The organism is Micromonospora sp. NPDC049201 (assembly GCF_055586805.1).
The window spans coordinates 52756-77669 of record NZ_JBVJHM010000002.1 but is presented as its reverse complement, the minus strand read 5'-3'; the positions used below and the strand labels follow the sequence as shown (position 1 = coordinate 77669).

The 24914-nt window shown below is 72.2% G+C and carries 22 protein-coding genes; 13 read left to right on the top strand and 9 right to left on the bottom strand.

Features of this window, described 5'->3' with window-relative positions:
- Positions 1 to 287: 287 nt before the first annotated feature.
- On the top strand, positions 288 to 1199 hold the full coding sequence (locus ACZ6O5_RS04030; protein WP_465974381.1) for a CDP-alcohol phosphatidyltransferase family protein: 912 nt from the start codon (positions 288 to 290) through the stop codon (positions 1197 to 1199).
- Positions 1200 to 1270: 71 nt separating this feature from the next.
- On the opposite strand, the gene ACZ6O5_RS04025 is transcribed toward ACZ6O5_RS04030, so the two are convergent.
- From ACZ6O5_RS04025 to ACZ6O5_RS04015, 3 genes are all read right to left on the bottom strand, one after another.
- A complete protein-coding gene (locus tag ACZ6O5_RS04025; protein ID WP_465974380.1) occupies positions 1271 to 2518 on the bottom strand; it encodes a phosphatidylserine decarboxylase in 1248 nt (415 codons plus the stop codon).
- A 171-nt stretch (positions 2519 to 2689) separates the two neighbouring features.
- Positions 2690 to 3229, bottom strand: a complete 540-nt coding sequence (locus ACZ6O5_RS04020; RefSeq protein WP_465974379.1) for a hypothetical protein — start codon at positions 3227 to 3229, stop codon at positions 2690 to 2692.
- Positions 3226 to 5193, bottom strand: coding sequence for a PspC domain-containing protein (locus ACZ6O5_RS04015; protein WP_465974378.1), 1968 nt, complete (start codon positions 5191 to 5193; stop codon positions 3226 to 3228). Before ACZ6O5_RS04015 ends, ACZ6O5_RS04020 begins: the two co-directional genes overlap by 4 nt.
- Positions 5194 to 5370: 177 nt before the next feature.
- On the opposite strand from ACZ6O5_RS04015, the gene ACZ6O5_RS04010 reads away from it, so the two are divergent.
- The 7 genes from ACZ6O5_RS04010 (at position 5371) to ACZ6O5_RS03980 (ending at position 13710) form a co-directional block, all read left to right on the top strand.
- Complete coding sequence (locus ACZ6O5_RS04010; protein WP_281938603.1) at positions 5371 to 6633, top strand: ATP-binding protein; 1263 nt, start codon at positions 5371 to 5373, stop codon at positions 6631 to 6633.
- Between the two features lie 2 nt (positions 6634 to 6635).
- Positions 6636 to 7313, top strand: a complete 678-nt coding sequence (locus ACZ6O5_RS04005; protein WP_107158888.1) for a response regulator — start codon at positions 6636 to 6638, stop codon at positions 7311 to 7313.
- A gap of 558 nt (positions 7314 to 7871) precedes the next feature.
- On the top strand, positions 7872 to 9515 hold the full coding sequence (locus ACZ6O5_RS04000; RefSeq protein WP_465974377.1) for a peptide ABC transporter substrate-binding protein: 1644 nt from the start codon (positions 7872 to 7874) through the stop codon (positions 9513 to 9515).
- Between the two features lie 143 nt (positions 9516 to 9658).
- The gene (locus ACZ6O5_RS03995; RefSeq protein ID WP_107158893.1) at positions 9659 to 10585 is read left to right on the top strand and encodes an ABC transporter permease; all 927 of its coding nucleotides are present in this window, start codon (positions 9659 to 9661) and stop codon (positions 10583 to 10585) included.
- Between the two features lie 78 nt (positions 10586 to 10663).
- Positions 10664 to 11647: an ABC transporter permease gene (locus ACZ6O5_RS03990; protein WP_281937979.1), complete on the top strand. Its 984-nt coding sequence runs from the start codon at positions 10664 to 10666 to the stop codon at positions 11645 to 11647.
- 25 nt (positions 11648 to 11672) lie between these two features.
- Positions 11673 to 12701 (top strand): ABC transporter ATP-binding protein, encoded by a 1029-nt coding sequence (locus tag ACZ6O5_RS03985; RefSeq protein WP_405094333.1) that lies wholly within the window; start codon positions 11673 to 11675, stop codon positions 12699 to 12701.
- On the top strand, positions 12694 to 13710 hold the full coding sequence (locus ACZ6O5_RS03980; protein WP_465974376.1) for an ABC transporter ATP-binding protein: 1017 nt from the start codon (positions 12694 to 12696) through the stop codon (positions 13708 to 13710). The genes ACZ6O5_RS03985 and ACZ6O5_RS03980 overlap by 8 nt, the downstream gene beginning before the upstream one ends.
- Before the next feature lie 71 nt (positions 13711 to 13781).
- On the opposite strand, the gene ACZ6O5_RS03975 is transcribed toward ACZ6O5_RS03980, so the two are convergent.
- Entirely contained in the window at positions 13782 to 14135 is a 354-nt protein-coding gene (locus tag ACZ6O5_RS03975) for a chorismate mutase (RefSeq protein WP_281937976.1), read from the bottom strand.
- A 289-nt stretch (positions 14136 to 14424) separates the two neighbouring features.
- Here ACZ6O5_RS03975 and pcrA point away from each other — a divergent pair, with 289 nt between their 5' ends.
- On the top strand, positions 14425 to 16827 hold the full coding sequence (gene pcrA, locus ACZ6O5_RS03970; protein ID WP_465974375.1) for a DNA helicase PcrA: 2403 nt from the start codon (positions 14425 to 14427) through the stop codon (positions 16825 to 16827).
- A gap of 60 nt (positions 16828 to 16887) precedes the next feature.
- Here the strand turns inward: pcrA and ACZ6O5_RS03965 are convergent, their stop codons facing one another.
- Together ACZ6O5_RS03965 and ACZ6O5_RS03960 are read right to left on the bottom strand one after the other, a co-directional pair.
- On the bottom strand, positions 16888 to 17664 hold the full coding sequence (locus tag ACZ6O5_RS03965; RefSeq protein ID WP_465974374.1) for a M23 family metallopeptidase: 777 nt from the start codon (positions 17662 to 17664) through the stop codon (positions 16888 to 16890).
- A gap of 262 nt (positions 17665 to 17926) precedes the next feature.
- Entirely contained in the window at positions 17927 to 18643 is a 717-nt protein-coding gene (locus ACZ6O5_RS03960) for a M23 family metallopeptidase (RefSeq protein ID WP_465974373.1), read from the bottom strand.
- Positions 18644 to 19029: 386 nt separating this feature from the next.
- Between ACZ6O5_RS03960 and ACZ6O5_RS03955 the strand changes: the two genes are divergently transcribed.
- The 3 genes from ACZ6O5_RS03955 to sucD all read left to right on the top strand — a co-directional run bounded on the left by ACZ6O5_RS03955 (position 19030) and on the right by sucD (position 21898).
- Positions 19030 to 19434 (top strand): cobalamin B12-binding domain-containing protein, encoded by a 405-nt coding sequence (locus ACZ6O5_RS03955; protein ID WP_107158910.1) that lies wholly within the window; start codon positions 19030 to 19032, stop codon positions 19432 to 19434.
- 395 nt (positions 19435 to 19829) lie between these two features.
- Positions 19830 to 21008: an ADP-forming succinate--CoA ligase subunit beta gene (sucC, locus tag ACZ6O5_RS03950; RefSeq protein WP_465974372.1), complete on the top strand. Its 1179-nt coding sequence runs from the start codon at positions 19830 to 19832 to the stop codon at positions 21006 to 21008.
- Positions 21009 to 21010: 2 nt separating this feature from the next.
- Positions 21011 to 21898, top strand: a complete 888-nt coding sequence (gene sucD / locus ACZ6O5_RS03945; RefSeq protein ID WP_281937966.1) for a succinate--CoA ligase subunit alpha — start codon at positions 21011 to 21013, stop codon at positions 21896 to 21898.
- 54 nt (positions 21899 to 21952) lie between these two features.
- Here sucD and ACZ6O5_RS03940 read toward each other — a convergent pair whose 3' ends face one another.
- Positions 21953 to 22222, bottom strand: a complete 270-nt coding sequence (locus tag ACZ6O5_RS03940) for a DUF4190 domain-containing protein (RefSeq protein ID WP_465974371.1) — start codon at positions 22220 to 22222, stop codon at positions 21953 to 21955.
- A gap of 160 nt (positions 22223 to 22382) precedes the next feature.
- On the opposite strand from ACZ6O5_RS03940, the gene ACZ6O5_RS03935 reads away from it, so the two are divergent.
- Positions 22383 to 23705 carry a cell division protein PerM gene (locus tag ACZ6O5_RS03935; RefSeq protein ID WP_465974370.1) on the top strand — a complete coding sequence of 441 codons (1323 nt, stop codon included), beginning with the start codon at positions 22383 to 22385 and terminating at the stop codon, positions 23703 to 23705.
- An 87-nt stretch (positions 23706 to 23792) separates the two neighbouring features.
- Here ACZ6O5_RS03935 and ACZ6O5_RS03930 read toward each other — a convergent pair whose 3' ends face one another.
- Positions 23793 to 24407: a DUF4190 domain-containing protein gene (locus ACZ6O5_RS03930; RefSeq protein WP_465974369.1), complete on the bottom strand. Its 615-nt coding sequence runs from the start codon at positions 24405 to 24407 to the stop codon at positions 23793 to 23795.
- Between the two features lie 32 nt (positions 24408 to 24439).
- The gene (locus tag ACZ6O5_RS03925; protein ID WP_107158938.1) at positions 24440 to 24736 is read right to left on the bottom strand and encodes a CD225/dispanin family protein; all 297 of its coding nucleotides are present in this window, start codon (positions 24734 to 24736) and stop codon (positions 24440 to 24442) included.
- Between the last annotated feature and the right edge of the window lie 178 nt (positions 24737 to 24914).

Sequence of the window (24914 nt, the reverse complement as noted above, 5' to 3'; positions counted from 1 at the left end):
GAGAAAAGGGCGTTGCGGCCCGAGATGGGAATAACTGAGCGGTTAGTGCGGTTGAGGCAGATATAAGTACCGCCGGCAGCTATCGCCAAGCCCCCGTCCCCTGTGCAATGGTGTACTCCGCAAATGGGCTGCCGGGCCCGAAAGGTCCGGCACGAGACAGCCGGACACCCGCCCCGATGTGGGCGGCCAGCCGATCCGGTGATGGAGGAAACGTGCCGAGAGCCCCATGGCGCCGGCGTCGTACTACTGACAGTCCGCGCCCCGCAGGGCGTCGCTGGGCGGGCCGCTTGCGCCGCAGCAGCACGTTCGCCCGCCAGGTGCTGTTGGTCCGGGTGGGCCGCCGGGACGGCCTGGCCGGCCCCGGGACGGACCTGGTCACCCGCGACCGCCGCTACGCCGACCGCCAGCGTCTCCGCTACGGCCGCTTCGACGCCGACGTCGAAGCGGTACGCCCGATCAGCCCGGCGCTCCCCCCGGCCGCGCCGGTCGACGAGTCCCCGGCCATGTCGATCCCGCTGCTGCCCGGCGAGCGCACCGCCGCCCGGCGCGCCAAGTTCGCGCTGGTCAACGCGTGCACCCTGAGCAGCCTCATGCTCGGCATGCTGGCCATCTTCCTGGCCATGCAGGGCGAGGTGCGGCTCGCCGCGGTCTGCCTGATCGCGTGTGTCGCGTTCGACGGCCTCGACGGCGCCCTGGCCCGCAAGCTCGGCGTGGCCAGCCCGTTCGGCGCGCAGATGGACTCGCTTGCCGACATGTGCTCGTTCGGCCTCGCCGCGCCGGTGGTGGTCTACGCCTCGCTGGCCGGCTCGGTGCCGCCGGCCGCCGCGGCGGTCGCCTGCGCCCTGGTCGCGGCGTGCGCGGCCATCCGGCTCGCCCGGTTCAACGTCTCGCCGAAGGACGGCCGGTTCTTCTGCGGCGTGCCGACCACGATGGCGGCGATGGTGCTCGCCCTGACCGTGGCGATCGGGGTGCCGGTCCCCGGCCTGGTCATGGTCGCCGGGGTGGCGCTGCTCGCCTTCGCGATGGTGTCCAGCTTCCCCTACGCCAAGCTCGCCCGGCTGCTGAAGCTGCCGCCGTGGCTCTGGGTGGCTCCGGTGGTCGGCGCGCTCGTCGACATCCGGCTCACCTTCGCCCTCGTGGTGGTGGGCTACCTGGCCAGCGGTCCGCTGCTCTGGCTGCACCAGCGCCGCGACGCCTGACACGCGTCACGTAACGCCGAAAGGGGCGCCGCTCGCGAGAGCGGCGCCCCTATCCGTACGTCGCGGGCGGGTCAGCGCCAGCGGGCGATGACCGTCGACCCGCCGATCACCTTGTCACCGGGGCCGACCAGCGGGTCCGCGGCGTCGACCGGCAGGTAGACGTCGGTGCGCGAGCCGAACCGGATCAGACCGAGGCGCTCGCCCTTCGCCAGCAGCGAGCCGACCGGTGCCCGCTGCACGATACGGCGCGCGATCAGGCCGGTGCGCTGCGCCACGATCACCGTGCCGTGGTCGGTGTCCAACACCGTGTACGCCGCCACGTTGTGCTCGGCGTCCGGCTTCATGGCGTTGACGAAACCACCGTCGGCGACGAAGTAGTCGACCACCTTGCCGGCCACCGGAGCCCGGTTGACGTGCACGTCCAGCACCGACAGGAAGACCGCGACCCGCAGCCACTCGCCGTCGCCGAAGCGCTCGTCGGTGAGCCGCTGCACGGACAGGACCTGGCCGTCCGCGGAGGCGACCACGGCCGACGGGTCCTCCGGGACGTCCCGCTGCGGGTCCCGGAAGAACGCGGCCACCGGCGCCGCGGCCAACGCCGGCACCAGCCAGAGCTTGGACTTCGGCCGTGCGGCCCGGGCCAGGGCGGCCAGGCCGAGCGTGATGCCGGCGGCGGCCACCCCGTTGGAGTCGATGTGCATCCGCCGGGTCACCGGCACGCTCGACGGCCGGTACGCCGGCGACAGCGAGGCCGCCAGCGCGGCCGGCGCCGGGGTGAGGCGCAGGTGGTGCACGCGGACCGGCGGGGAGTTGCGCAGCACCACGTCGGTGCGGACGCCGTGCAGCACGCCCTGCCGCTCCAGCTCGGGGCCGGCGCCCTCGGTGCGGAACAGCGGCGCGGCGACGCTGAGCACCGCGCCGTCGGCCAGGTACTTGGACAGGCCGTCCACCGCCGCACGGGCCTCCTCGGCGGTGCCGGTGAACGGCTCGGCGACGAACACCACCGCGGCGGCCTCCGCCTCGGTGAGCGTGTCGACCACGCGTACCCGGTCGGCGACCCAGCGGCCCTGGGCCGTCACGTGCTCGCGGAGCGCCGCCGCCGCGGCGCCCTCCGCCGGCACCACGACCAGCCGGTCGCCCGGGAGCAGCGCCTCGATCGCCGCGGCCAGCACCGCGGACTCCGGGGTCGCGCCGACCAGCAGTCCGGTCTTGGGGTCGTTACGCCGGGCGAACTCGCTGACGAGCGTGCGGGCGGCGCGCTCGCCGACGCGGACCGCACCGGACGGACCGGTGACACGCACGGCGGGGGACTGGGTCATGTCGGACGAGCTCCTGACGCGGTAGGGACGGACGGGGACCGCTACGGCGACGCGACCGGCCGGCCGGGGCGGAACGGGAGCTCCGGGCGTGGTCGGGGCGGCCCGGACCGGACGGCGGGGTCTCCCTCGACCCAGCATAGGCCGCGCCCGCGGGCCGCCGCACCGACGCGGTCAGGCCGGCGGCTCCCCGGGGGTACGCCGTCCGGCCGGTGGCGCGCCGGCCCCCGGGTCGACCGCGGGCAGCTCGCGGGTGGCCGGCCCGGACCGGTCCTCCGGTTCGGCGGTGGCCGGTTCCCCGGTCGCCGGTCCGGCCGCTGACCGGCCCGGCCCGTGCTCGGCCGGCAGGTCCTCCCGGGCCGGCGCCGGCACCTCGGTCACCGCGTCGGTGGCCCACTCGTCGGCCCGCTCGGCAGCCGGGCCGTCGCCGGCCGGGGTGCCGTCCCGGTACGGCGCGGCCACCGTCGTCTCCGCCCCGCCCGGCTGCCCGGACCGGTCGGGCTGAGCGGGAGCCGCCGGCCGGTCCGGGCCGCGGACCGAGCGCAGCGCGCCGACCAGGCCGAGCAACCCGATCACGACCAGCCCGCCGGCCAGGAACCAGCCCACCGGCGGCACGTCCAGCCCGAGGATCCGGGCCAGCAGCCACCAGAGGGCGAGCCCGAGGAAGACAAGTCCGAAGGCGAACGACACGATGTCCGTACGGTGGGCCTTCACCGGGTCACCTCCAGATTGCCGGCGTTCACGTGGACGTAGAGACGCAGCTTGCCCCCGCCGGGGCCGTCCGCGCCGGCGTCGGTGCTCTCCCAGCGGCGACCGCTGAGCCCGCCGGTGTGCCGGCCGAAGACGGTGGCGTCGCCGGCGTTCACGTCGGCCACCGTGGTCACGTCCACGTTCGCCGGCACGACCACCGTCGCGTTGCCGAGGTTCACGTCCACGGTCACCTGGATGTCCTGCTTGTCGAAGTCGATGGCCCGTAGGTCGAGCACCGCGTCACCGAGGTTGTTCTCGTACCGGTCGGCCAGGTCGCGGCGGTCGGTCGGGGCCCAGGTGACGTTGCCGTCGATGCCGCGAACCCGGTCGTAGGACTCGGCGACGGTGGCGACGCCGAGCGCCGCCGCCGTCACCAGACCGAGAGCGATCAGCCAGCGGGCGCGGCCGAACCAGGTGCCCACGAGCAGCCCCAGGCCGATGGTGGCCAGCGCCGCGGCGAAGTAGCCGGCCGCGCTGACCGGGAACACGCCGAGCAGGTCGAGCATCGCCACCAGGCCCAGCGCCAGGAAGATCAGCGAGAACGTGATCGCACCGAGCGGGGAGCGTTCCCTCGGCCGCTTCGGCGGGCGGGGCGGTCGGACCGGCGCCGGGGCGGGGGGCGACCCGGCGTACGGGCCGTGCGGGGCGAACGGCGGACGGTAGCCGCCCGGCGGCAGCGGCGCGCCCACCGGGGCGGGCGGGGGCACGGCGGTCGGCCCGCCGAGCGGCGCGCCGGTGGTCGGCGCGGCGGGCCAGCTCGGGGCCGCGCCGGGGGCCGCCCCGGTGCCGGTGTCGCCGGCCGGTGACGTCACCGTGGGCAACGCGGCGGTCACCGGCTCGGACCGGGCCGGTCGGGTGCCGGCCGCGGCGGGCCAACCCGGGGCGGGCAGCGGCGCGGTCGGGTAGCCGATCCCGGCACCGGTGACCGGTGCGGGCGGGTAGCCGGGTCGGGCGGGACCGGGCGGCGTGGCCGGGTAGCCGGGGAACGGGGCAGCCGGGTAGCCGGGTTCGGCGTGGACGGGCGGGTAGCCGGGTTCCGCGTCCGCGTGCGGTGCGGCGGGGTGGCCCGGCCCGGTCGGGGCGGACGCGGTGACCGGGTCGCCCGCCGCGGGCCGGGCGGCCGGTGCGGAGCCGGCCCCGGGCGGGCCGGCCGGCCACCCCGGCGTGACCTCGACCGGTTCGTCGGTCCGGTACGCGGCGCCGGCTCCGGCCGGCGGCGGGTACCCGGCGGGTCCGGCCGGCCACGGCGGGACGGGCGGCGGCGGCCCGGATCCGGCGGGCGGACCGGCCCAGGAGGCAGCCGGTGGCGCGGGGACCGGCCCGCCGGACGGCGGCACCGGACCGGGGTACGCGCCGGCCCGGGGCACGGGCCCCCGCTGGTCGCGGTTGAGCATCAGCGCGCCGCCGATCAGGATCACGGCGCCGAGCAGGATGGCCCGGAAGCCGTCGGTGACGACGTACGCGAAGCCGACCGCGACCACGATGCCGAGCACGATGACGGTGACCGGGGACATGCTGGAGCGGCCCCGGCCGAGCATCGACTCCACGGGTGAGGCGGTGTCGCCCTCCCCGGGGATGATCAGCCACGCGGCGACGTAGACCAGGATGCCGATGCCGCCGAAGAAGCCGAGCACGGCCAGCAGGACGCGCCACAGCACCGGGTCGGTGTTGGTGGCCCGGCCGATGGCGGCGCACACCCCGGCCAGGTAGCGGCCCTCCCGGGGGCGGACCAGCCCGTACCGGGTGGTGAAGCCGGCGGCGCCGGGCGGTGGGGCGTACCCGCCGGGGGGTGGCTCGGCGAACGGCGCGCCGTCGCCGGGCGGCGGGGGCGTGTCGTCGGCGGTGGGGGCCGGCCCCGGCGGGGGCGGCGGTGGAACGTCCTGTGCTGCCGCCCAGGGGCGGGGCGGACGGGCAGCGTCCTCGGTCATGCCTCCGATAGTGCTGCCCCGGCTGCCCGGACGACCTCCGGAACCGACCCTGACCCCACCCTGAGATCCCCCGGCGGGGAATGTCCGGGGCGTCCCCGTGGTCCGGGGCGTTCCGATCGTGTGACGATCGGGTCGTCGGCCGCCGCCGGCACCTCGCGCCGAACCGGGAGTCCGAAGATCAGCAGCACCGTCACGCCGCATCCCCCGCGCCTCTACCGGGCCACCGAGCACCGGTTGGCGGCCGGGGTGGCCGCCGGCATCGCCGAGCACCTGGGCATCCCGGTGCTCCGGGTCCGGGTGGCGTTCATGGTGCTGCTCGGGCTCAGCGGGCTCGGGCTGCTGCTCTACGCCGCGTTCTGGGCGGTGGTCCCGCCCCGGCCCGGCGACACCGCCGTGCCGCCCCGCCGCGACCTCGCCCAGTTGCTGCCGTTCGTGGTGATCGGGTTGGGCGTGCTGCTGCTCCAGGTGGTCGCGTTCGACTCGGTCGGAGCGGCCGGCACCGCCGGCTGGCTGGTCGCGATCATCGCGGTCGGCGCCGGGGTCATCTGGCACCAGTCCGGCCCGGAACGTCGCCGGCAGTGGGGCGACTCGGCGGTGCCCTGGCTGGGCGCGGTGGTGGAGGAGAGCGACCGGCGGGCGTTCGTGCTCCGCTTCATCGGCGGCGGCGTGCTCGTCGCGGTCGGCATCATCGGCGTGGCCGCCGTCTACTCCCCGGCGCAGAACTTCGACGCGGTGCTCAACGGCGTCATCTTCGCGCTGGTCGGGCTGGCCGGCGTGGGCGTGGTGACCGGCCCGGTGCTGTGGCGCACCTGGAACCAGCTCCGGTCGGAGCGGGAGGGGCGGATCCGCGAGCAGGAGCGCGCCGAACTCGCTGCCATGGTGCACGACCAGGTGCTGCACACGCTCGCCCTGATCCAGCGCAACGCCGGCGACGTCAAGACCGTGCAGCGGCTGGCCCGGGGGCAGGAACGCTCACTGCGCAACTGGCTCTACAAGCCGGCCGCCTCGCCGACCGAGCGCTTCGCGGCCGCGCTGGAACAGGCCGCCGCCGAGGTGGAGGACACGTTCGCGATCACGGTCGAGGCGGTGGTGGTCGGCGACCGGGAGACCGACGAGCGGGTCGGCGCGCTCGTCGCGGCCACCCGGGAGGCGCTCGTCAACGCGGCGCGGCACGCCGGGGTGCAGACCGTGTCGCTCTACGCCGAGGTGGAGCCGGAGCAGGTAAGCGCGTTCGTGCGGGACCGGGGCAAGGGCTTCGACCCGGATACGGTGGAGAATCACCGGCACGGCGTCCGGGGTTCGATCATCGGCCGGATGCAGCGGCACGGCGGCCGGGCGGAGATCCGGTCCGAGCCGGGGGAGGGGACGGAGGTCCGGCTGATCCTGCCGATCAGCGGCTCCGGCTCCGGTGCCGGCTCCACGGCGGAAAGGGACAGGTGACCATGTCCGAGCAGGAACCGGTCGAGGGCGCGGCGCCGCGAGGGCCGCTGCGGGTGTTCCTCGTCGACGACCACGCCATGTTCCGGGCCGGCGTCCGCGCCGAGCTGGGCACCCGGGTCGAGGTCGTGGGCGAGGCCAGTTCGGTGGCGGAGGCGGTGGCCCGGATCGCGGTCACCCAGCCGGACGTGGTGCTGCTGGACGTGCACATGCCGGACGGGGGTGGCCGCGCCGTGCTGGAGGCGATGCGGCGTACCCACCCGCAGGTGAGGTTCCTGGCGCTGAGCGTCTCCGACGCGGCCGAGGACGTGATCGGGCTGATCCGGGCGGGCGCCCGGGGGTACGTGACGAAGACCATCTCGCCCGAGGAACTGACCGACGCGATCCGCCGGGTGGCCGACGGCGACGCGGTGTTCAGTCCGCGGCTGGCCGGGTTCGTGTTGGACGCGTTCGCCTCCCGGCCGGACGCGCCGGTCGCCGATCCCGAGCTGGATCAGCTCACCAACCGGGAGCGCGAGGTGCTGCGGCTGCTCGCCCGGGGGTACGCGTACAAGGAGATCGCCAAGGAGCTGTTCATCTCGATCAAGACGGTGGAGACGCACGTCTCCAACGTGTTGCGCAAGCTTCAGATGTCGAACCGCTACGAGCTGTCCCGCTGGGCCGCCGACCGTCGGCTGGTCTGATCGCCGGCAGCCTCGTCCACCTGGTCGGCGGGGGTGCCCGCACAGTCGACGAGGACCTCAGCCGTACGGGTAAAAACTGCGCGTACCCGGCGTTCGCTCGGGTGTTCCGCAGCGGGCCGCGGGCGGCCAGCGCGCCGGAGGTTCGGGGTGGTCTGGCTCGAGGTGGGCATGTCGTGCCTGGTCAGAGGCGTGTGATCCGCGCCGTTTGTGATCTTTTCTCAGGTATCAGCGACGTGGCGAGCAACTAACGGCTTGATAACGGCACCTTCACGGAAAGGGCCGGTGGGTGTCACAGTGGCAGCACCTCACCCCCCGGTGTGAGGCATCTCGTCGGGCCCGCCGACCACGGAACGCCGCTACCGCGCCGCCCCGTGGTCGTCGATCCTGCGTGATGTCCTCGTCGAAGGGTGTGGCGCCCGGCGGATCGGTACCCCAGGGGTGTCCCGATTTCCTCTGCGGTAAACCGGCGGCCTGTGGTTCGGGTCGTCGGCGGTGTCACCCCCCACACGTGCGTGAAACCCACGACGGAACCAGGTTAGAAAGAGGAGGCCCCTCGCAATGAGAGTCTCGAAGCGGGCGAGCGGCGCGCTCGCGGTGGGCGCGGCATTCGCGCTCGTCGCGTCCGGCTGCTCCAGCGGGAACAACGACGGTGGCGACACCGGCGCGAGCAAGGACGGCGCCATCGTCATCGACGGCACCCAGCCGGAGAACCCGCTGGTTCCGTCGAACACCACCGAGACCGGTGGCGGCAAGATCATCGACTGGGTCTGGAGCGGCCTGGTCGAGTACCCCAACAACGGTGGGGCGCCGCAGAACCTGCTCGCCGAGTCGATCGACACGAGCGACTCCAAGGTCTTCAAGATCAAGATCAAGCAGAACACCAAGTTCCACGACGGCAGCACGGTCAAGGCCGAGAGCTTCGTCAAGGCCTGGAACTGGGCGGCGTACGGGCCGAACGGCGCGCAGAACGCCTCCTTCTTCTCCGACATCCAGGGCTTCGGCGACGTCTACACCGAGGACCCGGACGGCCCGGACGGCCCGAAGAAGGCCCCGGAGCCGAAGGCCAAGGAGATGTCCGGCCTGAAGGTCGTCGACGACTGGAACTTCGAGGTCACGCTCTCCGCGCCGACCGCCGTGTTCCCGGTGAAGCTCGGCTACAGCGCCTTCATGCCGCTGCCGGACGCGTTCTTCGCCACCACCCCGGCGGAGTTCGGCAAGAAGCCGATCGGTAACGGCCCGGTCAAGCTCGTCTCCTGGCAGGACGACGTCGAGATCAAGCTGACTCGTTTCGACGACTACAGCCTGCGCGACAAGATGAAGATCAAGGACGTCACCGTCAAGATCTACCAGGACGACACGGCGGCCTACAACGACCTGCTCGCCAACAACCTGGACTTCCAGCAGCAGGTTCCGGTCTCGTCGCTGGCCGGTGACAAGTGGAAGACCGACCTGGGCGAGCGGGCGATCCAGACGACCGTTCCGTCGACCGGCATCATCGCCTTCCCGATCTACGACAAGCGCTTCACCAACCCGAAGCTGCGTAAGGCGATCTCGCTGTCCATCGACCGGCAGGCCGTCACCGACAAGATCTTCTTCGGTAACCGCAAGCCGGCCGACAGCTGGGCCAACCCGCTGACCCCGGGTGCCGAGCCGGGCAACTGCACCGCCTGCAAGTTCGACGTGGCCCAGGCCAAGCAGCTCCTCCAGGAGGCCGGTGGCTTCCAGGGCAAGCTGACCCTGTCGTACAACGCGGACGCCAGCCACAAGGAGTGGATGGAGGCCGTCGCCCAGCAGATCAAGACCAACCTGGGCATCGACGCGGTCGCCGTCGGCGTGCCGACCTTCGCGGTCTTCCGTGCCAACATCAACAACTACAAGATGACCGGCATGTACCGCGCCGGCTGGCAGCAGGACTACCCGGACGTCGAGAACTGGATCAACCCGCTCTACGTGACCGGCGGTTCCTCGAACGACGGCAAGTACAGCAACCCGCAGGTGGACGCCCTCGCCAAGGAGGCCTCCGCGGCCCCCAGCATCGAGGAGGCCCACAAGAAGTTCGCCGAGGCCGTCAAGCTGATCGACGAGGACGTCCCGACGATCCCGGTCTACTTCAGCGGCGAGCAGTCCGGCCACTCGGAGAAGATCAAGAAGCTGGAGCTGACCAACGTCGGCGAGCTCGACATCACCTCGGTCGAACTCTGATCCGAACGGTCTGACCCCGGGTCGGGCTCGCCTACCGGTGAGCCCGGCCCGGGGCCGTTCCGCGAGGGGGTGTACAACAAACCCCTCGCACGTTGTCGTCACCGCGTCGGGTGCCCGGCGCTCCCTGTCTGGAGGACCACCCCATGGGCCGTTATCTCTTGAGACGGCTGCTGCAACTCGTGCCGGTGTTCATCGGCACGACGTTCCTGATCTACTGGCTCGTCTGGTCGGTGCCCGGTGACCCCTTCGCCGGCAAGTGCGGCGACCGCGGTTGCCCGCCGAACTACCGGGCCATGATGACCGAGAAGTACCATCTCGACGACTCGATCTGGGTGCAGTACGCCAGCTACATGAAGAACCTGTTCCAGGGTGACTTCGGTATCACGTTCGGCGGTCGCGAGATCAGCGACATCATCGCCACGTCGTACCCGAACACCCTGAAGCTGGCGGTGGTCGCCCTCGCCATCGAGGCCGTGATCGGTCTCGGCGCGGGCATCCTGACCGGTCTGCGACGCAACGGTTTCCTGGACAACCTGGTCCTGGTCTCCACCCTGTTCCTGATCGCCCTGCCGGTCTTCGTCATCGGCTTCGTGCTGCAGTGGGTGCTCGGCGTCAAGTGGGGCATCATCAACCCGACCGTCTCCAACGAGATGCGGTTCAGCGAGCTGATCGTGCCCGGCTTCGTGCTCGGCAGCGCCTCGATGGCGTACATCGCCCGGGTGGCGCGCACGAGCATCGCCGAGAACCGGCGGGCCGACTACGTGCGTACCGCGATCGCCAAGGGCCTCCCGATGCGCCGGGTGGTCGGCGTGCACCTGCTCCGCAACTCGCTCATCCCGGTGGTCACGCTGCTCGGCACCGACCTCGGTGCGCTGATGGGTGGCGCGATCGTGACCGAGGGCATCTTCGGCATCAACGGCATCGGCCGGCAGGTGCTCCGCTCGATCGTCACCAAGGAGAGCGCTACCGTTGTCGGCATCGTGGTGGTGCTGGTGGTCGTCTACCTCGTGATGAACCTGCTGGTGGACCTGCTCTACGCCGCCCTCGACCCGAGGATCCGCTATGAGTGACGAGCGCCGCAGCGAACGAATCGTCCCAGCAGTCTGCGCGGGCAACCACGCCCGCGCCGAGCGCAGCGAGGTGCGGGCATGAGTGACCCGAGTACCGCGTCGATCGTGTCGACGCCGCCCGCGACCATGCCCACCGAGGCCGGGTCCGGTGCGCCCACCAACGCCGGCCTGCCGGAGAGCGCCAAGCAGCAGAAGCCGCGCGGCCTGCTCGGTGACGCCTGGCTCGACCTCCGTCGCAAGCCGCTGTTCTGGATCTCTGCCGCGTTCATCCTGCTCTTCATCGTGATGGCCGCGTTCCCGTCGCTGTTCACCTCCGGCGACGCGGTCAACGGCGCGTTGGAGCGCAGCCGGGTCGAGCCGTCGTCGTCGGCCTGGTTCGGCTACGACGTGCAGGGCCGCGACGTCTACTCCCGAGTCATCTACGGCGCCCGCGCGTCGATCGTGGTGGCCCTGGTGTCCACCATCCTCACGCTGCTGTTCGGCGGCGCGATGGGCATCATCGCCGGCTACCGCGGCGGCTGGGTGGACGCGGTGCTGTCCCGGGTCGCGGACATCTTCTTCGGCCTGCCGTTCGTGCTCGGCTCGATCGTCATCCTGACCACGTTCAACGGATCGGGCACCGACAACGGCGAGTGGACGATCATGGGGCTGGTCATCCTGTCCCTGAGCGTGCTGAGCTGGCCCGTGGTGATGCGGCTGATGCGCTCCTCGGTGCTCGCCACCAAGGAGGCCGACTACATCGTCGCGGCCCGCGCGCTGGGTGCCGGCACCGGCCGGATCATCCTGAAGCACCTGCTGCCCAACTGCCTGGCGCCGCTGCTGGTCTACGGCACGATCATGGTGGGCTCGTTCATCGGCGCGGAGGCCACGCTCTCCTTCCTGGGCATCGGCCTGAAGAGCCCGGTGGTCTCCTGGGGCATCATGATCAGCGAGGCGCAGAACTACATCCGGGTCTCGCCGTTCCTGCTGTTCTTCCCCTCCGCGTTCCTCGTCACCGCCGTGCTGAGCTTCGTGATGCTCGGCGAGGCGGTCCGCGAGGCCCTCGACCCGAAGCTCCGATAGGGGAACTGAGTTGTCCGACATTCTCGTGTCCGAGCAGTCCGCGGCCGGCGCCGACGGATCCGGCCGCCCCTCGGGCCGCCTGCTCGAGGTCGACGACCTGCGGGTCGAGTTCCGCACCCGGGACGGCGTCGCCAAGGTCATCAACGGTGTGACGTACCACGTCGACGCGGGGGAGACCCTCGCCGTGCTCGGCGAGTCCGGCTCCGGGAAGAGCGTCACCGCGCAGACGGTTATGGGCATCCTGGACACCCCGCCCGGGTTCGTCACCGGCGGCGAGGTCCGCTTCCACGGCAAGGACATGCTCAAGCAGTCCGCCGAGCAGCGGCGACGGATCCGTGGCGAGGGCATCGCCATGATCTTCCAGGACTCGCTCTCGGCCCTCAACCCGGTTTTCACCGTCGGCTTCCAGATCGCCGAGCAGTTCCGCATCCGGCGCGGCCTCAGCCGCTCGGACGCCAAGAAGCGCGCGATCGAGATGCTCGACCAGGTGAAGATCCCCAACGCCAAGGGTCGGTTCAGCAACTACCCGCACCAGTTCTCCGGCGGTATGCGGCAGCGCGCCATGATCGCGATGTCGATCGCGCTCGACCCGGAGGTGCTGATCGCCGACGAGCCGACCACCGCGCTGGACGTGACCGTGCAGGCCCAGATCATGGACCTGCTCGGCGAACTCCAGCGGGAACGGCAGATGGGCATGATCCTGATCACCCACGACCTCGGCGTGGTCGCCGACGTCGCGGACCGGATCGCGGTCATGTACGCCGGTCGGATCGTCGAGGAAGCCAACGTCTACGAGCTGTACGCCAAGCCGGCGCACCCGTACACGCTCGGCCTGCTCAACTCGATCCCGCGGATGGACGAGAAGGGGCAGGAGCTCCGGACCATCAAGGGGCTTCCGCCGAACCTGATGAACATCCCGCCGGGCTGCGCCTTCAACCCGCGCTGCCCGATGGCGCAGCCGGTGTGCCGGGAGAAGGTCCCGCCGCTGCTGCAACTGGGCCACGGCCGGGCCAGCGCCTGCCACTTCGCCGAGGAGCTCGTGAACCGTGACTGAGAACATCATCGAGGTTCGTGACCTGGTCAAGCACTACCCCGTGACCCAGGGTGTGGTGTTCAAGAAGACCATCGGTCACGTCAAGGCGGTCGACGGCGTCTCCTTCGAGCTGAAGGCCGGCGAGACGCTCGGCGTGGTCGGCGAGTCCGGCTGCGGCAAGTCGACGCTCGCCCGGGTGCTGATGAACCTGGAGAAGCCGACCGCCGGCCAGGTGCTCTACAAGGGCCAGGACATCTCCAAGCTCTCCGGTGGCGCGCTGCGGCGGCTGCGTCGGCAGATCCAGCTGGTGATGCAGGACCCGTACACCTCGCTGAACCCCCGGATGACTGTCGGTGACCTGATCGGCGAGCCGTTCGAGATCCACTCCGAGGTGGCTCCGCGCGGCAGCCGACGCGGCAAGGTCAAGGAACTGCTCGACCTGGTCGGCCTCAACCCGGAGCACATCAACCGGTACCCGCACCAGTTCTCCGGCGGTCAGCGGCAGCGCATCGGCATCGCCCGGGCGCTGGCGCTGCGGCCCGAGGTGATCGTCTGCGACGAACCGGTGTCGGCCCTGGACGTGTCCATCCAGGCCCAGGTGATGAACCTGCTGGAGAAGCTCCAGGCCGAGCTCGGTCTGTCGTACGTCTTCATCGCCCACGACCTGTCGGTCGTGCGCCACCTGTCGGACCGGGTCGCCGTCATGTACCTGGGCAAGATGGTGGAGGTCGGCACCGAGGACGAGATCTACGAGCGGCCGACCCACCCGTACACCCAGGCGCTGCTGTCGGCGGTGCCGGTGCCGGACCCGACCCTGCGGGAGAGCAAGGCGATCATCCGGCTCCAGGGTGACGTCCCCTCGCCGGTCAGCCCGCCCTCGGGCTGCCGGTTCCGCACCCGGTGCTGGAAGGCGCAGGACGTCTGCGCCCAGGACGTGCCGCTGCTGGAGATCCGGCCGGGCTCGGACCACCCGAGCGCCTGCCACTTCGCGGAGAAGCGGCAGATCGTCGTCACCCACGAGGTGGCCTGAACCAGACCGGACCGCCTGCCGACGTCAGCCCGACGCCGGCAGGCGGTTCGTCGTCTGTGGCGCGGGTCGGGTCACAGCGGGCCGCGGCCGGCGCGCAGCAGCAGAAGCGCGAGCTGAGTGCCGTCGGCGCCGAGTTCGGTACGGAACCGCTCCAGGATTTCCCGCTCGCGGGAGAGCACCAGCCGGGTGCCCCCGGCCGCCATCCGGGTCGCGCCGACCTCCTGGGACAGCGCCGCCCGTTCCTGCCAGAGCGCGATGAGCGTCCGATCGATCTCGTCGATCCGGCGCCGGATCTCACCGATCCGCTCGGCCGCCACCGAGTCGTCGGTGCCGGTCCGCGCCGCCGCGGCGCCGGTCGGGTCACCGCCGGCCTTCCGGTCGTGCCGCGCCAGGCCGCCGCTGGACTCCACCACGTCAGTCATCATCGTCGTCCCTCTCGGGGCTCGGACCCGGTACCCGGATCCCGGGACGGAAAAGCCCCGGGCTCGGGGAGCCCGGGGCTTTTCGTAGGTCTGATGTGATCAGGCGCGACCCACGGCTGCCGGACTCCCGGTGCCGTAGTAAAAAAAGCGCTTGTCGAACACGTCGTCGAGTATGCCGACCGGCGGGGCGGACGCGCAAGGAAACCGGTCAACAGGTGGGACGGGACGCGGTCCGGGGACCCGGGCGCGCGGACGGGGAAGTGTCCGGGCGACGGCATAGACTCGGGCTGCGATGCATCCTCTCTTCGACATTCCCGCGTCCCCGCCCGCGCCGGAGTCCCGGCCGACCCCGCCGCGCCGTTCCGGGGGCGCCCGGTCGGACCCGCAGGCCCTCCTCGACGGCCTGAACGGCCCGCAGCGGGACGCGGTGACCCACGCCGGCTCCCCGTTGCTGATCGTGGCCGGCGCCGGCTCGGGCAAGACGCGCGTGCTGACCAACCGGATCGCCTACCTGCTCGCCGCCCGGGACGCGCACCCCGGCGAGATCATCGCGATCACGTTCACCAACAAGGCCGCCGGCGAGATGAAGGAACGGGTGGCCGCGCTGGTCGGCCCGCGCGCCCGGATGATGTGGGTGTCGACGTTCCACTCGGCCTGTGTCCGGATCCTGCGGGCCGAGCACGAGCACGCCGGCCTCAAGTCGACGTTCTCCATCTACGACGCCGACGACTCCCGGCGACTGATGCAGATGGTCGCCCGCGAGCTGGACCTGGACCCGAAGCGCTACCCGGCGCGGGGTCTGGCGGCCCAGGTGTCCAACCTGAAGAACGAGCTGGTCGACCCGGAGGAGTTCGCCGGCCGGGCCAAGGGGCCGAACGAGCGGGCGCTGGCCGAGGCGTACGCGCTCTACCAGCGCCGGCTGCGCGAGGCCCACGCGCTGGACTTCGACGACCTGATCATGACCACCGTGCACCTGCTCCAGTCGCATCCGCACGTGGCGGAGAGCTACCGACGCCGGTTCCGGCACGTGCTCGTCGACGAGTACCAGGACACCAACCACGCCCAGTACGTCCTGATCAAGGAGCTGGTCTCCGGCACCGAGGGCATCCCACCGGCCGAGCTGTGCGTGGTGGGCGACGCCGACCAGTCGATCTACGCGTTCCGGGGCGCGACCATCCGCAACATCCTGGAGTTCGAGCGGGACTTCACCGACGCCCGCACCATCCTGCTGGAGCAGAACTACCGCTCGACCCAGACCATCCTCAACGCGGCCAACGCGGTCATCGACCGGAACACCTCACGCAAGCCCAAGCGGCTGTGGAGCGACGCCGGCGCGGGCGAGCAGATCGTCGGCTACGTGGCGGACACCGAGCACGCCGAGGCGGACTGGGTGGCCCGGGAGATCGACCGGCTGGTCGACGCCGGCGACACCCGGCCGGGCGACGTGGCGGTCTTCTACCGCACCAACGCCATGTCCCGGGTGTTCGAGGAGGTGTTCATCCGGGTCGGCCTGCCCTACAAGGTGGTCGGTGGGGTGCGCTTCTACGAGCGCAAGGAGGTCCGCGACGCGCTGGCCTACCTGCGGGCCGTGGTCAACGACGACGACACGGTCAGCCTGCGCCGGATCCTCAACACCCCCCGGCGGGGCATCGGCGAACGGGCCGAGGCCTGTGTCGAGGCGCTGGCCGCCCGGGACCGCATCTCGTTCGGCGCCGCGCTGCGCCGGGCGAAGGACGCGCCGGGGATCTCCACCCGGGCGGCCAACGGCATCGCCGAGTTCGTCGGGCTGCTCGACGCGGCCCGTGAGCTGACCGCCACCGGCACCCCGGAGGAGGTGCTGGAGGCGCTGCTGACCCGCTCGGGCTACCTGGCCGAGCTGGAGGAGAGCCTCGACCCGCAGGACGCCGGCCGGGTGGACAACCTCCAGGAGTTGGTGAGCGTCGCCCGGGAGTACACCGAGCGGATCGAGTCGCTGGGCGCGGACGACGAGCGGGCCACGCTGGCCGGCTTCCTGGAACAGGTGGCGCTGGTCGCCGACGCCGACGCGATTCCCTCCGACGACCCCGACCACCAGGGCGTGGTCACCCTGATGACGCTGCACACCGCCAAGGGGCTGGAGTTCCCGGTGGTCTTCCTGACCGGCCTGGAGGACGGCGTCTTCCCGCACCTGCGTTCGCTCGGCGACACCCGCGAGCTGGAGGAGGAGCGCCGGCTGGCGTACGTGGGCATCACCCGGGCCCGGCAGCGCCTCTACCTGTCCCGGGCGGTCACCCGGTCGGCCTGGGGTGCGCCGGCCTACAACCCACCGTCGCGGTTCCTGGAGGAGCTGCCGCCGGAGCTGGTGCGGTGGGAGCGCACCGAGGGCTCGTACACCTCGTGGGGTGGCGGCGGTGGTGGCGTCGGTGGCCGGGCGGACCGGATGTCCGGCGGCGGCCGGGGCGGCTTCACCGGCGGCACGCCCCGGGCCACCCAGCTCGCCAAGCGTCTCGGTGTGGACGCCAGCCGGCTGGCCACCGCGAGCGACCTGAAGCAGACGCCCAAGGTCTCGGTGGGCGACCGGGTCAACCACCAGCGCTACGGCCTGGGCCGGGTGCTGGCGGTGGAGGGTGCCGGGCCCGGTGCCCGGGCGCAGATCGACTTCGGCGAACAGACCATGTGGCTGGTGCTGCGGCACGCGCCGATCGACAAGCTCTGAGCGTCGAGGAGGCCCGGTCCGGTGTCGCACCGGCCGGGCCTCCTCGTCGTGCGGTGGCGGTCAGCAGGCCACGTCGACGCCGCGGGCGCGCAGGAACGGTGCCGGGTCGATCTGGTTCCACATCGCACCCTGGTGCACCTCGAAGTGCAGGTGCGGGCCGGTGGCGTCACCGGTGGCGCCCTCGTAGCCGATGACCTGACCGGCCTTGACCCGGTCGCCGACGTCGACGAGCAGCCGGCTCTGGTGGGCGTAGTGGGTCAGGTAGCCGTTGTGGTGGTCGACGAAGACGGAGTTGCCGTAGCCGTCGCCCACGTCGCCGGCCTTGACCACGGTGCCGGACGCGGCGGCCCGGATCGGGGTGCCGGCGGGCATGGCGAAGTCGATGCCGGCGTGCAGCGTGCCCCACCGTGGCCCGAAGCAGGAGGTGATGTCCGCGCCCCGCATCGGGATGACCCAGCTCGGCTTCGGCGCGGCCTTCTTCTTCGTCGGCTTCGGCTTCGGCTTCGGCGGCACGGACTGTTTCGGCTTCGGGCTGGTCGCGCTCGGGCTGGGGGACGGGCTGGCCGGCGTCGCGGGCGGGGTGACCGGGCGGAGCGACTCGCGGGACGACCGGTCGGCGCGGGCAGCGGCCTCGGCGCGGGCCCGCGCGTCGAAGTCGACCGCGGCCGGCGCCGACGCCGGACTGTCGTCGGTGGCGACCAGGACGCCGCCGAGGCCGAGACCGAGCAGGGCCAGCGCGCCGGTGACCAGGTACGCGGTCCGCCGTCCGGTCCGCCGGTGCCGGGCGGGGGCGGGGTCCGGGGTGGTGCCGTTCGGGATGGGACTGCTGTGCTGCACGGGAACCTTCACCAGTTGAGGGGCACGTGGACCTGGAAATACTGGTGTCGGTCTCCGAGCGCGCCGGTGGCGGGTTCGCGGCCCGGTCGGGTGCGTCGCCGGATCGTGTCCGCGATCGGGCCCGGCTGGGCGATTCACGACAAGCGCCGATCACCGGGTGTTGTGGGCCCGCTCACATCCTGCGGTGTGACGGGGCAGACATGCGCCCACGCGAAACCGCCCGGATCGTAGGATCCGGGCGGTCATCGGGCGGTGCGGAGCGTCAGGAGGCGGCTACGTCGCCGTAGAGTGCCTCGGTTTCGAGCTTGATGTCCACTCCGCGCTCCTGGAGGAACGTCACCGGGTCGCGCGGCTCGCCGTTGACATGCACCTCGAGGTGCAGGTGCGAGCCGTAGGAGTGGCCGGTGTTGCCGACCAGGCCGAGCTGGTCGCCGGCCTTGACCTTTTGGCCCTCCTTGACGGTGACCGCGGAGGAGTGGCCGTAGATGGCCTCGCTGCCGTCGGCGTGCTGGACGATCACGGCGTAGCCGTAGCCGCCGAACCAGCCGGCCTTGGTGACGGTGCCGGCGTGGACCGCCTTGTAGGGCGTGCCCTCCGGCGCGACCAGGTCGATGCCGGTGTGCAGCTTGCCCCAGCGCATGCCGTAGGGCGACTTGAAGTCGTAGCCGTGCAGGGGGAGGAGCCAGGGGTCCTGCTCGGTGGCGGCGGTGTCGCCACCCGACCGGTCGTCGCGGGTGGCGCGGTCGGCGCTGTCGGCGCGGGCCGCGGCGTCCTGGCTGGCGACCGAGGCCTGCCGGAGCTCGTCGAGGACGGACGGGCTGACGCTCTTGGCGTCGGGAAGGGCGTTCGCCCCGAGGGCGACGATGCCGGCGCCGACGAAGGCGGTCGTGACGACCGCCGCGTAGCGGCTCCGCGGGGGGGTGGGTACGCGGCGACGACCGCGATATCTATCGGGCTCAGACGACAGGCGCTGGCGCACGCACACCCTCCGTTGTCGGGGATCCGATGCGACCTCGGGCCGTTCGGTGAAGCTCTGCCGAACGTCCGGTGCCGCGTCGTCACCCGTCCGTGGACTTGATGACAACCGTGGACACGTTAGCCAACCGCCACTCCTGTCACAAGCCGAAGCGCCGAATCGGCGTTTCGTTATGTCCGTTTACATCCTGTCTTGTGTCATCTCGTGCCGCCGGTTGGATGGCGTGTCGACTGGCCTTTCGTCGCGGACCGTGACCGATCGGCGGAGGTGTCCGACTTCCGGCGCGCCCGGGTGGGCGGTATGGCGCAGCCCGGCTTCCCGCCCCCGGTCCGCCCGGGTTACCGTTCGTTCAGGTCAGCAGTGCCGGTGCCGGTGAAAGGTGTGCGCAGATGAGCTCTCGGATTCGGGTCGTCGTCGCCAAGCCCGGCCTGGACGGCCACGACCGCGGCGCGAAGGTCGTCGCCCGCGCGCTGCGGGACGCCGGCATGGAGGTCATCTACACCGGCCTGCACCAGACCCCCGAGCAGATCGTCGAGACGGCGATCCAGGAGGACGCGGACGCGGTCGGCCTCTCGGTGCTCTCCGGCGCGCACATGACGCTGTTCAAGCGCGTCGTCGAGCTGCTCACCGACCGCCAGGCGGCCGACATCGTGGTCTTCGGCGGCGGCATCATCCCGGAGGCCGACATCCCGGAGCTGGAGCGGCTCGGCGTCGCGAAGATCTTCACCCCGGGCGCCACCACCGGGTCGATCGTCGACTGGGTACGGGAGAACGTGGCCCAGCCGGTCGGCTGAATCCGGGCAGGGGGAGGGGCCGGACGCACCCCTCACACGCCCGGCCCCTCTATGCACGATGCCCCGCCGCCACCCCTCGACCGACAGGGCATCGGCCGCTCCCGTCATCGCGCTTGACCAGCGCTCCGACATCAGACTCAACGACGCCCCTGACCGGGGGTTACGCCCCGACGCGGACATCCCCCGGACGGCTGACACCGCGTCTCTCGTCGTGCGCTACCGCGACGACGGCTGTGCATTACCGCACACCCCGCACCCGCTCGGTTGCCGCCGGTTCCCATCTCGTTAGGCTGCGGCAAATGGCCTGTCTGTTCTGATGACAGGCGTCAAACTGATTTTCCAACGCTGGTGGCGGCGCGACGGCGCGCCGCGGAGACGGGACGGGACGCGCAATCGTGGACCTGTACGAGTACCAGGGGCGGGACCTGTTCGAGCGGCACGGTTTGCCCGTGCTCGCCGGCGGCGTCGCCACTACCCCGGAGGAGGCCCGCGCGATCGCCGAACGCCTCGGCGGCCGGGTGGTCGTCAAGGCGCAGGTGAAGGTCGGTGGCCGCGGCAAGGCCGGCGGCGTGAAGCTGGCCGAGGGCGCGGAGGAGACGGTGGCCCGCGCCACCGACATCCTCGGCATGGACATCAAGGGTCACACGGTCCACAAGGTCATGATCACGGTGACCGCGGACGTGGCCGAGGAGTACTACTTCTCGTACCTGCTCGACCGGGCGAACCGCACCTTCCTCTGCATCGCCAGCGTCGCCGGCGGCATGGACATCGAGGCGGTCGCCGCCGAGACCCCCGAGAAGGTCGTCAAGGCGCCGATCGACGCGAACACCGGCGTGGACGAGGCCAAGGCGCGGGAGATCGTCTCCGCGGCCGGCTTCCCGGCCGAGGTCGCCGACCAGATCGTCGACGTCGCGGTCGGGCTGTGGCAGGCGTTCGTCGCCGAGGACGCCACCCTGGTCGAGGTGAACCCGCTGGCCACCACGAAGGACGGCAAGCTGCTGCTCCTGGACGCCAAGATCACGCTGGACGAGAACGCCGGGTTCCGGCACCCGGACCACGAGGCCCTGGTCGACCAGGCGTCGGTGGACCCGCTGGAGCAGGCCGCCAAGGAGAAGGACCTCAACTACGTCAAGCTCGACGGCGAGGTCGGCATCATCGGCAACGGCGCGGGTCTGGTCATGTCCACGCTCGACGTGGTCGCGTACGCCGGGGAGCGGCACGGCGGCGTCAAGCCGGCCAACTTCCTCGACATCGGCGGCGGCGCGAGCGCCGAGGTGATGGCGAACGGCCTGGAGATCGTCCTCTCCGACCCGTCGGTGAAGAGCGTCTTCGTCAACGTCTTCGGCGGCATCACCGCCTGCGACGCGGTCGCCAACGGCATCGTGCAGGCACTGGCGCTGCTGGAGCAGCGCGGCGAGAAGGCCACCAAGCCGCTCGTGGTCCGCCTCGACGGCAACAACGCCGAGGAGGGCCGGGCCATCCTCGACGGCGCGGCGAACCCGCTCATCCAGCGGGTCGACACCATGGACGGCGCGGCCGAGCGGGCCGCCGAGCTGGCAGCGGCGGGGGTCTGACAATGGCTATCTGGCTGACCAAGGACTCCAAGGTCATCGTGCAGGGCATGACCGGTTCCGAGGGTTCCAAGCACACCCGGCGGATGCTCGCCGCCGGCACCACCGTGGTCGGCGGCGTGAACCCGCGCAAGGCCGGCACCACTGTCGACTTCGACGGCACCGAGCTGCCGGTCTTCGCCTCCGTCGCGGACGCGATGAAGGAGACCGGGGCCGACGTCACGGTCATCTTCGTGCCGCCGCAGTTCACCAAGGCCGCCGTGGTCGAGGCGATCGACGCCGGCATCGACCTGGCCGTGGTGATCACCGAGGGCGTGCCGGTGCACGACACCGCCGCGTTCTGGGCGTACAACGTGGCCAAGGGCGAGCGCACCCGGATCATCGGCCCGAACTGCCCCGGCATCGCCTCGCCGGGCGCCTCCAACGCCGGCATCATCCCGGCCGACATCACCGGCGTCGGCCGGATCGGCCTGGTCAGCAAGAGCGGCACGCTGACCTACCAGATGATGTACGAGCTGCGCGACATCGGCTTCTCCACCTGCGTCGGCATCGGCGGTGACCCGATCATCGGGACCACCCACATCGACGCGCTGGCCGCCTTCGAGGCGGACCCGGAGACCGACGCGATCGTCATGATCGGTGAGATCGGCGGCGACGCCGAGGAGCGGGCGGCCGAGTTCATCAAGGCCAACGTCACCAAGCCGGTGGTCGGCTACATCGCCGGCTTCACCGCCCCGCCCGGCAAGACCATGGGTCACGCCGGCGCGATCATCTCCGGTTCGGCCGGCACCGCCGACGCGAAGAAGGCGGCGCTGGAGGCGGTCGGCGTCAAGGTCGGCAAGACCCCGACCGAGACCGCCGAGCTGATGCGGGAGCTCATGTCCGGCCGCTGAGCGGTCAGCTGACACGGTGAGGGGGTCGACCGGTTCCGGTCGGCCCCCTCACGCTCAGCGGTACCAGTACGGGTAGTAGGAGCTGCCCCGGGCCCGCACGATGGCGCTGGCCACGATGTTGATCACACCGAACGCGATGGCCAGCCAGCCGAGCAGCTGCGACTTGCCGTTGCGGCGCGCGTCGCGGAGCGACAACCAGCCGAAGACGATTCCGAGGATGCCGCAGCAGAACAGGCCGAAGACGATGCCGAGGACGCCCCAGAGCGTGGTCCGGTCCCGACCGGCGGCCGGTGGCGGCGGTGGCGGCGGATACGGAGCGTTCACGGCTTCCTCCGAGCGGTCGGTGCCGCGACGGGAACGGTCGCGTCTCAAGCCGAGGCTAGACCGGATCACCGCCGCCGATCCGCGGGTTCGACGAACTCGCCACGGTCCCGGCCCGGTATCGGACTGCCGTCCTCTCCCGTGGCGTGCCAGAGTAGACGCGATGTCACGTGTCACCCCTGACCAGCCCCGCCGTCCGGCCGCCGGCCCCACCACCGGCGCCCGGCCGCGCGCCCGTGCCCGCCCCGCCGCACGCGTGCCCCCGCCCCGGGCGGGTGAGCCGTCGCGCAGCCGGGCCCCGCTGCCCGTGGCCGCCGGCGTGGCCGCGCTCTGGGCGGCGCTGACCTCCCTGCTGCCGGTCGTCGTCGTGCTCGGCCTCGCCCAGCTCACCGAGGACGCCGGGTCGCTCGGCGGCGCGCTGCGCGCCGGCCTGGCCGGCTGGCTGCTCGGGCACGGGGTGCCGTTGCAGACCGCCGCCGGGCCGCTCGGTCTGGCCCCGCTCGCGCTGAGCGTGCTGGTCGTCTGGCGGCTCACCCGGGCCGGGGTGCACGTCAGCCGGGCCGTGGGCGCGCGCGGCGCCGGCTCGCCCCGGCAGGCGCTCGCCGTCGCGGTCGCGGTCGCCGTGGGGTACGCGCTGCTCGGCACGATCGCCGCGGTGGCGGTCGGCGCGGGTGGCGTACGCGTCTCCCCGGTCATGACCGCCGTGACGTTCGCCGTGTTCGCCGCCCCGGCCGCACTCGTCGGCGCGCTGCGCACCACGGGCGTCTGGGCGCTGCTGGCCCGACGGTGCCCGCCGGTGGTGCGCGACGGGTTGCGGGCCGGGCTGGTCGCGGTGCTGCTGCTGCTCGGCGCGAGCGCCGGCGCGGCCGGGCTGGCGGTGGCCACCGGTGGTGGCGACGCGGCCGACATGATCGGCGCGTACCGGACCGGGGTGGCCGGGCAGGCGGGCATCACGCTGGTCAGCCTCGCGTACACGCCGAACGCCACCGCCTGGTCGGCCAGCTACCTGCTCGGTCCCGGGTTCGCCGTCGGCACGGACACCGCGGTCCGCACCAGTGAGGTGTCGGTGGGCGCGCTGCCGGCCGTGCCGTTGCTGGCCGGCCTGCCGCGTGGCCCGGTGGACGGGCTGGGCACCGGCCTGCTCGCGGTGCCGGTGCTGGCCGCGATGGCGGCCGGCTGGCTGCTGGCCCGGCGGCTGCTGCGCACGGCGGCCGAGGACCGGGCCGAGGTCCGCTGGCCGGAGCTGCTGGTCCCGGCCGTGCTCGCCGGCCCGGTCGCCGGGGTGTTGCTGGGCCTGCTCGCGGCGGCCTCGGGCGGGTCGCTCGGCGGTGGCCGGCTGGCCGAGATCGGCCCGGCGCCCTGGCCGGTGACCGCCGTGGCCACGCTGGTGATCGCCGTGGGCGCGGTGCTCGGCGCCGCCGCCACCCGCACCCTCACCACCCGGTCCGCCCCGCCCACGCCCCGGCCCGCCCCGACCCCGCGCTGACGGCTCGGGTCCTCGCCATCCGGATCGACGGGTGGACGTGACGAAGGGGCGCCCGGCCGCAGCCGGACGCCCCTTCGTCGGAGCCGGTCAGGAACCGAAGTTGTTCATGTTGATCGCGGCGCCGGCGATGGCGCTGATGATCCCGAGGACCACTCCGATGCCACCGCAGATCAGGGCGACCTTGGCCTGGCCCGGGTTGCTGGCCTCGCCGGCCTGGACCTTCTTCTGGCCCAGCACGCCGAGCACCACACCGGCGATGCCGGCGGGGACGCCCAGCAGTGGGCAGCAGAGGCCGAGCACGATCGAGGCGATGCCGACGATCATGCCGATCAGGCCCATGGTGTTGTTCTGGCCCTGGCCCTTGCCGGGGCCGGCCGGGTAGCCGGCGGCCGGGTACTGCGGCGCGGCGCCGTACGGCTGCTGCGCGTACGGGTCCTGACCGTAGGGCTGGCCCGAGGTCGGCTGGCCGTAGGGCTGACCCGAGGTGGGCTGGCCGTAGGGCTGGCCGGAGGTCGGCTGGCCGTAGTCCGGCTGCTGCCCGTACTGCGGCTGCTGCCCGTAGTCCGGCTGCTGGCCGTACTGCGGCTGCTGGCCGTACTGCGGGGGCTGCGGTGGCTGACCGTACGGGTCGTGCGGCTGGGCGGTCGGGTCCTGGTTCGGCTGCTGGCCGTACGGGTCCTGTCCGGGGTGTCCGGGCTGCATGTCGGGAAACTCCTCAGTTGGTGGGCTGTCGGTCAGTTCGTGCCGGTGCTGCCGCCGACGAGACCCGCCAGGCCACCGAACAGGCAACACACCACAATGATGCCGATCCAGACCAGGCCGACGATCAGGGCCCACTTGGACCACTTCCTGGACTCGGCGGCGGCGGCCTGCGCACCGGCGTAGTCGCCCTGCTGGATCAGCGGGTTGACCTTGGAAGCGTTGATGATCGCCGGGATCGCGAGCGGCCAGAACAGGAAGATCGCGACGATGGACATCGTCATGTTGTTGTCGATCTGCGACGGCTGCTGCTGGGGATATCCGGGCTGCATGGGGGTGGCTCCTCGGGCCGGCGGCACGGCGCGTGCCGGGTACTCGTTCGGGGGTGCGGGTCGGGCGTACGCCGGACACCGGGCGACCGGCAGCGTACCGCGAGCCCACTACCTCCGGAGATCATCCGACAGGCCGCCGCCCGACAGCCGGACCGCCCGACCTGCCCGATAGGGTGGC

Coding starts and splice junctions, on each gene's coding strand:
- ACZ6O5_RS04025 (WP_465974380.1), bottom strand. CDS start 2,518: ATGACCCAGTCCCCCGCCGTGCGTGTCACCGGTCCGTCCGGTGCGGTC.
- ACZ6O5_RS04015 (WP_465974378.1), bottom strand. CDS start 5,193: ATGACCGAGGACGCTGCCCGTCCGCCCCGCCCCTGGGCGGCAGCACAG.
- ACZ6O5_RS04005 (WP_107158888.1), top strand. CDS start 6,636: ATGTCCGAGCAGGAACCGGTCGAGGGCGCGGCGCCGCGAGGGCCGCTG.
- ACZ6O5_RS04000 (WP_465974377.1), top strand. CDS start 7,872: ATGAGAGTCTCGAAGCGGGCGAGCGGCGCGCTCGCGGTGGGCGCGGCA.
- ACZ6O5_RS03995 (WP_107158893.1), top strand. CDS start 9,659: ATGGGCCGTTATCTCTTGAGACGGCTGCTGCAACTCGTGCCGGTGTTC.
- ACZ6O5_RS03990 (WP_281937979.1), top strand. CDS start 10,664: ATGAGTGACCCGAGTACCGCGTCGATCGTGTCGACGCCGCCCGCGACC.
- ACZ6O5_RS03975 (WP_281937976.1), bottom strand. CDS start 14,135: ATGATGACTGACGTGGTGGAGTCCAGCGGCGGCCTGGCGCGGCACGAC.
- pcrA (WP_465974375.1), top strand. CDS start 14,425: ATGCATCCTCTCTTCGACATTCCCGCGTCCCCGCCCGCGCCGGAGTCC.
- ACZ6O5_RS03955 (WP_107158910.1), top strand. CDS start 19,030: ATGAGCTCTCGGATTCGGGTCGTCGTCGCCAAGCCCGGCCTGGACGGC.
- sucD (WP_281937966.1), top strand. CDS start 21,011: ATGGCTATCTGGCTGACCAAGGACTCCAAGGTCATCGTGCAGGGCATG.
- ACZ6O5_RS03935 (WP_465974370.1), top strand. CDS start 22,383: ATGTCACGTGTCACCCCTGACCAGCCCCGCCGTCCGGCCGCCGGCCCC.
- ACZ6O5_RS03930 (WP_465974369.1), bottom strand. CDS start 24,407: ATGCAGCCCGGACACCCCGGACAGGACCCGTACGGCCAGCAGCCGAAC.
- ACZ6O5_RS03925 (WP_107158938.1), bottom strand. CDS start 24,736: ATGCAGCCCGGATATCCCCAGCAGCAGCCGTCGCAGATCGACAACAAC.